General features: G+C 31.4%; 6 protein-coding genes. 5 read left to right on the forward strand and 1 reads right to left on the reverse strand.

Going from position 1 to position 12,647, the window contains the following annotated elements:
• A partial coding sequence (locus Arg41_RS07455) for a hypothetical protein (protein ID WP_242641424.1) occupies positions 1–1,572 on the reverse strand: 1,572 nt, incomplete at its 3' end.
• Between the two features lie 1,050 nt (positions 1,573–2,622).
• Between Arg41_RS07455 and Arg41_RS07460 the strand changes: the two genes are divergently transcribed.
• The 5 genes from Arg41_RS07460 to Arg41_RS08235 all read left to right on the forward strand — a co-directional run.
• Entirely contained in the window at positions 2,623–4,599 is a 1,977-nt protein-coding gene (locus tag Arg41_RS07460; protein WP_092490714.1) for a hypothetical protein, read from the forward strand.
• A gap of 104 nt (positions 4,600–4,703) precedes the next feature.
• Positions 4,704–5,990, forward strand: a complete 1,287-nt coding sequence (locus Arg41_RS07465) for a hypothetical protein (protein ID WP_157722333.1) — start codon at positions 4,704–4,706, stop codon at positions 5,988–5,990.
• 107 nt (positions 5,991–6,097) lie between these two features.
• Positions 6,098–9,814, forward strand: a complete 3,717-nt coding sequence (locus Arg41_RS07470; protein ID WP_092490716.1) for a hypothetical protein — start codon at positions 6,098–6,100, stop codon at positions 9,812–9,814.
• A 144-nt stretch (positions 9,815–9,958) separates the two neighbouring features.
• Positions 9,959–11,110 carry a hypothetical protein gene (locus Arg41_RS07475; RefSeq protein WP_092490717.1) on the forward strand — a complete coding sequence of 384 codons (1,152 nt, stop codon included), beginning with the start codon at positions 9,959–9,961 and terminating at the stop codon, positions 11,108–11,110.
• A gap of 1,327 nt (positions 11,111–12,437) precedes the next feature.
• Positions 12,438–12,647: hypothetical protein (locus Arg41_RS08235; protein WP_172792689.1), on the forward strand; the 210-nt coding region annotated here is incomplete at its 3' end.

The raw sequence follows: 12,647 nt of genomic DNA on the forward strand, positions 1-12,647 counted from the left end.
AGATTCCGTAGTTGTAGGAACATCTGCAGTTGTAGTAGCAATTTCCGTAGAGGCAGTAGTAACTTTTACTGTAGTTGCTCCTTCAGTAGATGCAATAGTAGGTTCTGTTGTTTGGGCTTCAGTGGTTATAGAAACACCTGTAGTTGCAATTTCTGTTGTTGTAGTAAAGCCCAAACTAGTTTCAACTTCCAGTGCTTCTTCAATAGAAATAACCTCTCTAACTCCTAGAGGAAACATATTCATACCAAAAGTGGGAACCTGCCCAAAGATCTTTATCCCCTCCCTCCTTGCCTGTTGCACAGCTCGAGCCATAGCAGGAGTATTGAAGTAACATTCTGTCATTTGCTCTAAAGGCGCAACAATATAAATTGAAGAAGGTCTATCATCGGAAGACTGCTCTAAAACAGCATTGATAGAAGCCAAAACATTAGTCTCGGACAATTGCCGAACCATAGATTTGCCTCTCGTTGTTTGGTAAAAAACTGCCCTCAGATCCATAACCTTTGATCCAGGAGCCAACTGTCCAAGTTGGTAACCTACTCGGCTTCCCTCTACACATTCACGCAAGTTCTTAGGTAAATTTTCCTTACAAATCACACTTTCTGTGTTATGGGTCTCATCGCGGCAGAAATTACCCAACAGATCTCCATACTGACGAAAACATTTGGCAGAAGTAACAGTAATGCCTGGAAGGGGGGTTGATTCGGTAGTATTTACTCCATCAGACACAAGAGCAATGTTGACAGGCCGATATCGTCTAACTTTATTTTTTGTGGACGCAGATTTCGCCCCAGAAAAGGCAAAATTATGCTCAGGATTTTTGCAATTTTCCAGGTATCTCTTTCTACTTGAACTCCCTATAGCAGTAACAACCTCAATGGATGACAGCACCTCATCACACACTACTTCTGACAAAACAAACGGAGCAATATCTTGTGCTAGAAAAAGTTCAAGAACATCTGGTCTATTGAAACAATCTTGCTCCAGAGTAACGTTCATCGGACACAATCTCTCCCTAATCATCACTAACTGAGATAGATTAATCCTAACTTCAATATTTTTTAGTGCAGTTTCATTTCTAACTATTCCCGTCTCATTTGCTACCAACGGTGGCGCGGAAATCATCCTCTGTGAAAATATATCATTTATAGCAGAGTGGATAACACTAGATTTATGATGTTGAGGTGAGACATGAATACGAGCCGATGTTACAGTGATTTTAGATAATTGATGCTCCAAAACTTTGATAACACTGGTACAGTCGCCACTTCCCGTAATAGAACTAAAGTCACCCCATCCCGGCACTATACTGCTCATAGTAGCCAACATGCTGGATGCCGTTGAGAACCTAACATCACCCAATGAATTCAACTCATCCTGAGACCTTCTTTGCCTACGGTTAGCCTTATACATCTCCGTCAAAGGATTACCTGTATTTTCTTTCGGGGGCTCGGATGTGCCTAACTTAACAGAATTAAACTCTTTCCATTCTTGATCAGTCTCCACCAGATATTCGTGAGACTCATTGACCTCCGAAAAAACTTTAGAAAAAATATAAGAAAAAATACCCATACCAAAGCAAACACTGTAAGTTCACAGAAACAAAAATATACCCAAAGGCACATGGTACAGCAGCAATGCTCACCTCTATGCTACTTAATTCTACATTTAACTGGCATTAAATAATATGTGTGTATCATTTTTTATTGTGCGCGCACAAACCAGACCTTTGTTAATTTTCATCTAGATAATTTTTTGCTTAAAGACCATCTGTAATATTAACTATGCCTTCAGAACAACAATGTCTTATTTGGATAGAGGAAAGATAAAAAATAAGATTAGCTGATCAAGTAACATATATTGGAACAAGTACTTACTATGTGAATCACCTTTATCTCTAGGTACAAATACTAGGTAAAATTTTTTCCTACAGCAGTTAATCAAGCAATAGATAACATCTCTGCTACAAACACACCTCACCACATAAAATTATAGCTAATAATCTATGTTTTCAATGAAAGGGGGCTCTATATTTCTGTTAAGTAATTTCCTTATAAGTATTATAAATAACCTGGAATAGAATTTTATTTAAATATACGCCAACAGGAGAAAATCATCAACAATGCCTGCAATTTAATTGAGTAAAAAATAGAAGACAAGAAAAAATTGGCTTCCTAACAGTCACAACAAACTACAGTTAAGTAAAAGTAATGTTCCTTAGCAGGAAAACGAGTATCAGAAAAAATAAATCCAACTTGCGTTAGACTGATATAATACAAAAACCGCAGGCATGAAACAAACTGTTCGAGGCCGCTGCCGCAAAACATTTAAGACAAATATAGCAATAGCATATCTGGTGCTGCCAAAGAAATAAAAGGAGTATTTAGCGGCAACAGAACTTGCCTTGCTATGGATAAGCATTGCCAAACAAAATACCATTTTACATTATCTATTTAACTGCCGTATCATCACCCTCAGACAAGGGAAAATAACCCGGGACCAAAATATTATCTTTATTACAAACGCATAATTTATGGTTTCATTATATTTATTTAACCTCTTTACAACTAAATAAATCCCTTTGCTCCCGCTGGTTTATGATTTATACTAGTGTAGTGGCATATGATTTACTCATGTTTGCAACTTACTGCTTCCCTTAGCCTCTCCGATACATCCGTGATTACCGATACTTATCTGATCAACTCCGATACCGCCGAATTTGGTCATCAATTGCCCAAAGAAAAATCTAAGTCCGTGTTAGAAAATATATACCCTGAAGAAACAGTACCAGAAAACAAGAAAAGACCTTACCGAATTGAGAAACAAACCTTCACTAGAAGCTTACATTACACTAATTGTAATTCAAACAATTTGCCATTTTCCGTAATAATGCCACGCACAAAACAAACTTATCTCAACCGACGAAAGATAAACTTATCCCCCAAAGAATTACGAGCGGGGAAACTACTCTTCACCAAAAACAGATATGATAATAATCTTAACTCTAGCACCTTCCCTTCTTCCATGCTGATATCAGAAGAACTCCAAACCAAAATTAACCAACTAAAAATGATGTCAACAAGCCCCCAAAAGAGAAAGGAACTAATATTACTCAAGGCTTACAAAAAAACATATCAGATTGACATACATCTAGCACAACAGAGAGATTTTCTATTTCCTCATTTAGCTGATTTGGAATATATTTCTGAGTTTTTTGATCACATACTAAGCACAGATTGGAACCAAGGAAATACAACATTGCTGCAGATAAAACAGCAGCAGCAGCTGTGCAAAAAAATTTTTGAATCCCGTAAAGACCTCGAATTATTTGCGCCGGACTGGAACAAAATTGATGAAGAACTGGAGGAACAAGCCAAAAGAACAACAATCTCATCCAGAGCTTGTAATGAAGACCTAGCACAAATAATTAAAACCCACTGTATGATTGGTATATCAAATCTTCGAGATAGTAGAAAAGCGGCAGCAAAAAATGCACTAGATATTAGACAAAACTTACTCCTGATAATCGACCACTTTCACAATAACCCCAAAATGCTGGCTCAAACCTTCTTTAAAATTAACACTTCACTAACATCAAAAAACAACTACGTTTTAGCAAAAAAGTTGAACTCCCTTATAGTAAAGCTAGGACATCAAAAATCAGAAAAAAATCAAGTTATTGTGTATACATCATCCGCGCTCTTACTGCCCAAACTCAAATCTTTGCAAAACACAATCTCTCAGCAAGAAAAGTTAAACTCAAGCAAAGGTTTCGCCCGTACATGTAGAGCCGTAATTTCAATTGTAGCCGCACTAGAAGACCAATGTACAAACCAAGGACTCAAACTCACCACCAACTTCGATGATCAAGAGATTAACCCTGAACTAGGATGTGACCTAGAAGAACTACATAACTGCAAACAGGAAGCAATGAACGCTAATTTATATTATGAGTTAAGAGAAACAGCCTGGTGGAATTGGGGTAAAATCTTACTGGATATGCTGCTTGACACATTGCCACTAGACCCCCCCTTGAGAGAAGGATTACTAGAGGATGCAATAGATTCTTGTGAAGACAACACCGCAACAAATTGCCCTCTAGAAAAGCTAGCAATTATTGTCAATCAAGTACTAAAGCTTCAGCATAACACCACTTCTGAAGTCTGTGAAACCACCCTGAGTAAATGTATAACAGCTCTGGAAAGCAAGCTGCGCCATACAAAAAGAGCTCAAGAAAAAAACACCTCACCCTCTTGGAGTGAAAGCTTTGGCCAGAGCTTTATAGGAAGAACAGTATTGCATTACCTTCACTCAACGAGTGCAATAACAAATGTATTTGGTACCGTATCAAGAGCACAAGCAGAAAGAACAAAACTTCAGGCCTACAGATCACACTTCCATAAAAACCTAGATGCCCTACAATCAATGCTCCCACCTAACTTGTCAAATAAAGTTGAGATCTTAGTTAAAAACCCAGATTGGGATCAAGCTAAAAAAGAAGTACAGAGATTTGTTGATTGGAATGTAAACTTAGACAAAAAATTAGCCCAGAATGAAAAAGAAGTTAATAATTCAAACGCCATTACTACAAGTCATTAATAAGAAAACTAGAACTAATTTTTAATTCTAATAAGATGCTAGACAATAAATTTATATCTAATTTAAATTTTCTAAATGATTTACTTACAAAGATATTTATAGAAGTGAAATCTTGCCCTATATTACATGCGGGAAAAATATTTTTTCCAGGAGAACATACAGCAAAATCACTATCTAAATACATTTTATCAGATATGTACAGAGTACCTACCAAAATTCATAGAAAGCTTACCCTTCATAAACACACTAAAGATAATATGTCAGAAAGTAATTATGAAAAAAGTTCTGAAGCTAATATTCATGATAGTATGAAAACATCATTATTAAAAAAACCACTTATTCCACAAAAAAAATTGAAATGGGACAATGATCCTGTATCACCTCTCTATATATACAAATTAGCTTTATCAAAAATTGATATTGACAAAAGTGATTTTGAATGTTCCTTCATAGATAAAGCAAAGCACTATTACTCCGTAATAAAACATCTTATTAGTAAAAAAGAAAAAATAAATATTGATCTTTCTATAACGTATAACAATGTCAAAAATTATATTTTGGAAACATTTTATCCTTTTCTAAAGGAGATTGAAGAAGAAACAATATCAAAAATAAAACTAACTAATGGCATGACCATAGATGAGTTAAGATTATCCTGCGCATCAAATGAAGAGTTTTTAGATAGATTACGTGAATTTTGTAATAAAGTTATCATTAGCATTAAAAATCGTAGCAATAACGCATTAATAGATCTAATACAGTACTGTATACCTTTAGGAACAGAAATATCAAAAAAAATACGGATGAAGAAAGAAAGAAAAAACTTATTTCTTAATGAAATGGAAAACCTGTTAATTACAAACATTTCAAATATGCCAAAAGCAATTGCAGACTCGATCAAATTAGTACATCACGTCGATATTATCAATGGATGTTTCTCTAATTTTTATGATATCTATGTCGACAATAAATCGCTACTAAAGGCTAAGCTAATATTTGATACTGTACCCCTAAAAGTGATTAACGACCCCTTGTTGAGTGAATCAGTAGATAAAATTTCCTTAGATATGATTGATAAAATTAAAAAACAAAATATAAATATAATAAGAATAAGCAGGAAAAGTATTATAAATAGCAATTTAATTTGTAGTAAATTATCTATATACAACTATGTAAAAAAATTAGTAAAACAAGAATTACTTACTCTTAAAGATAATATAAGTGATCCTATTTTAACCATACGAAACAATAAAATTGAAGCCGCAGATCAAAAAACAATGGATGAGGTATTTGATAAACTTGGATCAGACCTAACTGAAACAGCTATAATATCATACAATAAATTATTCGTTAGAAGATACAAATCAAAAGCGGGAAATAAAAAACTATAATTTTTATCATCAGTAATCAACTCCATATAATTTACTTTCGCCAAAACTACTACCAGTATACAATTGGGGGCTTACTTGAAGTAAATTATCATCTAGGTTTTTATCATATGTATCCATATCATTTTAGTAATAATTTTACGAGTAGTAACATTGATGATAATAAAAATATTAAAAATGATATTCATTATAGCACTACTGAAGATGTATGTTATGAAGACAAGCACAAAAGTAATAATTATGGATTTAATCATTGTATGGTAGTTATACCAAAAGATGATGACCCTCACATTTTAAGTTTTTGTACTCATGACTCATCATACCAAGATAATAATAATGAAGAAGATTTATTGCCTCCTGATATATTTAAATTGACTAAATTAGATGAACCTAATCTATCATCTAAACAACCATATGAATTTAATACCTTAAAACGCCAATACATTGAAGATGAATCCATATTAATAGAACAAAATCCAAAAAGAATAGACCTTAAAAAAAATACAGGAGAGATAACAACAGCTTCAAATTCGAAAAATATAGGACAAACAAAAAAATATTTACCTACCTCTAAAACACTAGAGTGGCCGATAATTAAAAAAGAGGTACGTACAAAGTTACATCGTTGTTATGTTAGAGAAATCATGTATGCAGAAAAAAATTGCAGCGCCTTGACTTTAACTTCCAGAAAACATACTACTGAAAAAAACACATTAACTGACAATGAACCGCAGTCAATAACACAAAACCTAAGAAGAGTAGAACATGAAAAAATATCGATCAACAAAAATGAGAATAAAAAAAATATAAGGCTAAGGTCTTATCATCACATCAATTTGTGGCATACAAAATCTAACTCAATAATAGTGTACATAGATGCCATTAAAAAAATAGGCATAGATACTAACGGATTATTTAAAAGTCGTGTATTAGAAAAAATATGTAAAACTCTTGAAAGAAGAAATTTATTAAAATCTCATATTGACCTTTCTAAAACTTATTCAAACATGCGCAAATATGTCTTAGATAAGATATCTTCATTACTTGAAGATGGTACAGTTGATTCTGGTATATTGATAACTCCTAGAATGTCTGTTTCAGATCTACGATCAAGTTTCATATCAAATGGTATGTTTTTTAAAAAATTACGAGATCTTTGCGAAAAAGTTAAAAAGGATATACGAGTAACCCCTAATAATAATTTGTCACATATATTTCAAAGTTACATTATTTTAAATAATAGTAGTTACTTAAAGTCAACTAAACACGATATTAGATTTCATCCCCAAAAGCATAGATTTATCCCTGATCTAAAGGAATTAATTATAGATACGGTATCCAATTTACCCAACAGCATCATTTCCGAAATTGAAAAGATTGACCCTAAAAACATTGTTAATTATTTGTTTTCAGATGTACATGGTGTATTAGTATCAAAATCATCGATAAAAAATATGAAACTATTATTTACTCCCAATAGACACGAATTTGAATTTGCAAATAAAAGATTTGATGATAATTTAAATTCGTTCAATAAGTTACTAGAAAAAATAGCAAATATAGTAAGAAAATTTTGTATATTTCACGACGGGGTTTTTTTGCCAGATGAGTCTATGGTAGAACAACTATCTAAGTACCTATTGTCAGACATGTATGGCGTATCTTCCAAATTTCATAAAAAACTTAAATTACTCGGTAAAAATATACCAAACCCTCGAGAATCAATTGACAATGTTGACTTGAAGAGAAATTATACAAAAGACGTGACAACATCAGTTACAAGAAACACTGATCCATCAGAACAAAAAACAATGATAAAAGAATTTGGTATAAAACCGTATCGTAAAATTAACTTACTTTCTGCAGGTAATACATCAAATATATATGAAAGTGCCATTAAAAAAATTAGTATAGATAATAATTTATGGTTTAGGGATAGTGTATTAGAAGAATTAGGAGCTTATATTACAAGTAGGGGATTCGCAAAGTCATCCCTTGATCTCTCCAAAACATATTCAAATGTGCGCAAATATGTTTTAGACAAAATTTCCCCATACATTAATAATGCCTTAACCACTACAGATGTATTGATAACTGGCGGGATGTCTTTATCGAACTTAGCATATAATTTCGCATCAAATAATCATTTCTTTGAAAAATTAAGTAAAAACTGTGAAGAAGCTGTAAAAAATATAAATTTAGTTCCTAGTAATTATTTCTCAAGCATTATTCAAAGTCATATTTATTTTGATTCATCTGAACGTTTACTAATTAGCAAGAGAAATAAATTATGCACGGCAACAAAATTACTAATTATAGAAACAATATCTAATTTGCCGAATAATATTATCCATGAGCTCAAAAAATTTAATCCAAATGAGATCTCTGATGGATTATTTGTAAATATACACAATATACATTTACAAAAATCATTAATAAGAAAACTAGAACTAATTTTTAATTCTAACAAGCTACCAGATGATAAATTTATATCTAATTTAAATTTCCTCAATAATTTACTTACAAAGATATTTATAGAAGTAGAATCTCACTCGGTATTACATGAGGGAAAGATATTCTTTCCAGGAGAACATACAGCAAAATTACTATCTAAATACCTTTTATCAGATATGTACAGCGTATCTGCCAAAATTCATAAAAAACTTACCATTCATAAAAACATTAAAGATAATATGTCAGAAAGTAATTATGAAAAAAGTTCTGAAACTAATATTCATGATAATGTTAGACTATCCTCATTATTAAAAAAACCACTACTTATTCCACAAAAAAAACTGAACTGGAACCATAATCCCATATCACCTCTCTATATATACAAATTAGCTTTATCAAGAATTGATATTGACAAAAATAATTTTAAATCTTCCTTCATAGATAAATCAAAGCACTATCACTTTGTAATAAAACATCTTGTTAGTAAAAAAGAAAAAATCAATATTGATCTTTCTATAACGTATAACAATGTTAAAAATTATATTTTGGAAACATTTTCCCCTTTTCTGAAAGAGATTGAAGAAGAAACTAGATCAAAAATAAAACTAACTAATGGCATGACCATAGATGAATTAAGGTTATCTTACGCATTAAATGAAGAGTTTTTAGATAAATTGCGTGAATTTTGTAATAAAGTTATCATTAGCATTAAAAACCGTAGCAATAATACATTAATAGATCTAATACAGTACTGTATACCTTTAGGAGCAGAAATATCAAAAAAAATATGGATGAAAAAAGAAAGAAAAAATTTATTTCTTAATGAAATGGAAAACCTATTAATTACAAACATTTCAAATATGCCAAAAATAATTTCAGAATCAATCAAATTAGTACCTCATGTCGATATTATCAATGGATGTTTCTCTAATTTTTATGATATGTATGTTGACAATGAATCGCTACTAAAGGCTAAAATGATATTTGATACTATACCCCTAAAAGTGATTAATGATCCCTTGTTGAGTGAATCAGTAGATAAAATTTCCTTAGATATGATTGATAAAATTAGAAAACAAAATATTATAAGAATAAGAGGTAGAGGGATTATAAATAGAAATTTAATTTGTGGCAAACTACCTATATACAACTATATAAAAAAATTGGTAGAAAAAGAGTTTCCTACCCTTAAAGATAAGATAAGTGATCCTATTTTAACTATACGAAACAATAAAATTGAAACCGCAGATCAAAAAACAAGGGATGAGATATTTGATAAACTTGGATCAGACCTAATTGAAACAACTGTAATATCATACAATAGGTTATTCGTTAAAAAACACAAATCAAAAGTGAGAACTAAAAAATTATGATTATCGTGACTTTATATATTTAAATAAAATCTTAGATTACATGATTATTCGTAATCAATTCCATAGAATTTAGTTCCGCCAAAACTAGTACCAGTGTACAATGGGATAATGACTTGAAGTAAATTATCACCCAGGTTTTGTCATATGTATTCATATAATTTGAGCAATAATTTTACTAGTAGTAATATTGATGATATTAAAAATGATACCCATGATAGTACTACTGAACATTCATGTTATGAAAACCTGCACAAAATTAACAACCATGGATTTAATCATTGCATAGGAATTATGCCAAAAGGAGAGCACCCTCACCTTTTAAATTTTTGTGCTCATGACACATCATACCGAGATAATAATCATGAAGAAGATTTGTTGCCTCCCGATATATTTAAATTGAATAAATTAGATGAGCCTAATTTATTACCTACATCTAGCGCTTTAAAACGTCAATACATTGAAGATGACTACATGTTAATAGAACCAAATCCAAAAAGAATAGACCTTAAGAAAAATACAGGAGAAATGATAACAGCTTCAAATTTGAAAAATATAGGACAAACAAAAAAATATTCACCTAAATCTGAAACACTTGGGTGTCGTTTGGGAACTTCTTTTTGTCGTCTGAAGTTAGAGATTTGCTCTTTAATGTACACTAAATCTTGCTTTGATAATGAAAAAACTTTAAGCCCAATTAGTAACTATTATTTGCCGAATATTAATGTTACCAGTCTGTTAGTTGATGCTTTGGGTAATTCGGGCTTAGGTTCATCTTTGCCTCTGCCATTGTCTGCTGATTGCTGTTCTGGTGCGAGTGATAGGAAATTTGGTATTGCAAAACGGTATATATCAGATTTTATTAGTAGTTCGTGTTTAATTAATTTATCTCTTTCACCGGGACTTTTTTATCTAAAGGGTTGCAAGAGTAGAATTCATCATCTTATTAAAGGTATCGGTTTGATAGAGTTGCGTCGTTCTATTATTAAAACAGGAGTAGAGTTTTCTACGGTTTATAATATCAGAGATTCCTATAAATACTGTGGTGATGATTATAGGCATCATATTGTGATCAACAAATACTGTGATAATATTAGCGATTATATAGTTGATACTAGTGTTAATAAACATGTATCTACAATATCAAATACATCTACGGTAGATAGTATTGACGATGATTCCTATGTAATGTTGTTGTTGCCTTGCGCAGTAGTTTTGTTGTTTTCATTTATTATTGTTTTCAATTTATTAAAGCGTAGGTATTGCAGGTCTGGTATTAATGGAAAATTAAGTAACTGAAGTTGTCTGTTTTAATTTTTGGTTTTCAAGTCCTTCGTAATTTTATACCAACAGGGGGGTATTGTAGCAGATACAATTGTTTCTGGTTACGGGAAACATTTTCATCTTGCTTATTTGATCATTGTAGTCTACATGGAAATGTTTGGGGTTCTTCCTGTTCTTTTTGAGTTTTATAATAGACTGTACAGACAAGGGTGGTAGAACACGGGATGTATAAGACAATTACAATATGGTATTGTTTGTAGTATTTGTCATTGTTGATCTAGGGAAGTGGTAGGGATTGTTATCTTATGTTTTAATAAATTACCAAGTATCACTCATGGGATTATGGTGCTAATTTTTACGCTTGTGTGACGTTTTTAATTTTTTCACATACGCTTATTTTCACTGATCTTATTTTTACGTAATTGCCTATGTTAAGGTGAAGCAGTGCCGTTTTGTCTTAGAATTATTCTTTCTATGGAGATATGTAGACATTTTTTAGGAAGCTTACAATTCCTAGTATATATGAAATTATGGTTCTTTATCCTATTTTAAGAAAATTTTTTGCCAAACAATATATGTTTGTATGTCTCTGTGGTAATTTTATATTTTCGAGTGCCGTACTAACGGTAGATCTCGTGTCCTCTAGAATAGTTCGTCGTTTTGGTAGTTGCTGACGTTTCTGAAAAATAATCGCTAGTTTCCTAGTTTCTTAATTTTCACAATTTTGGTATCCAGAATTGTATCTGTTTTTAGTTTTTCTATCTTTATTGAGCACAATAATTTCTTTTGGCAAATCTGATTATATTGTTGTTGGAATTAAAAATTATACTCGCAAATTGATTGCACTATCATGCCTTTCATAATTTTATTAATAATAATTATTATCGTACTTTAATAAATTAATATTCCAACTTTTGTGATATGAATTCATAAATTTTAATCATTATATTTGTTAATAAATATGCCAATCTAGAAATGATTATGATGATTTTGTCTTGCTGCATTATAAATACGGTCTAAATTTACACCTATTTGTATTAGAAAATGATATTTTTTCATACTTTAAATATAGAATAACAAAATTAAGTTGTAAATTTTAATCAAGCAATTACAATTATTATGTATATTTTTATTTCCTGACAACATGTTTTTAGGTCGCAATATCTGAATTTCATGAAAATTATACCAATTTGTATTGGAGAAAAAAATATAAATTGCAATAAATTGTTTGTACGTGTGATTGAGATAATTATTAATTTTATTGATACACAGTTAATAATCTATGTATTGTAGATGATATATAATAAAAACGTAGTACAAATGCAAATGGTGGAGGTAAAAAATGTTAGCTTTAGCCAATAGCGGGTGCTTAACAGGTGGTTGTGATTTAGGCGACACATGTGACCGTGATGGCATAGTATCGGGTGAATGTTCTTCAGTTATTTATGCAGAAGAATGTAAATTACCTGAGTCAGGATTATCACTATCTGGAATAATAAAACTTAAACGTCTTATATTTCCTTTGTTTATGCTTAGCATGATAGATTCTTCT

The sequence above is a fragment of the Candidatus Ichthyocystis hellenicum genome (assembly GCF_001460935.1).
In the GTDB taxonomy this organism is placed as follows: domain Bacteria; phylum Pseudomonadota; class Gammaproteobacteria; order Burkholderiales; family 2013Ark19i; genus Ichthyocystis; species Ichthyocystis hellenicum.

Bases quoted from the DNA above. Each gene is read 5' to 3' on its own strand.
- Arg41_RS07460 (WP_092490714.1), top strand. From the start codon at position 2,623: ATGATTTACTCATGTTTGCAACTTACTGCTTCCCTTAGCCTCTCCGAT.
- Arg41_RS07470 (WP_092490716.1), top strand. From the start codon at position 6,098: ATGTATCCATATCATTTTAGTAATAATTTTACGAGTAGTAACATTGAT.
- Arg41_RS07475 (WP_092490717.1), top strand. From the start codon at position 9,959: ATGTATTCATATAATTTGAGCAATAATTTTACTAGTAGTAATATTGAT.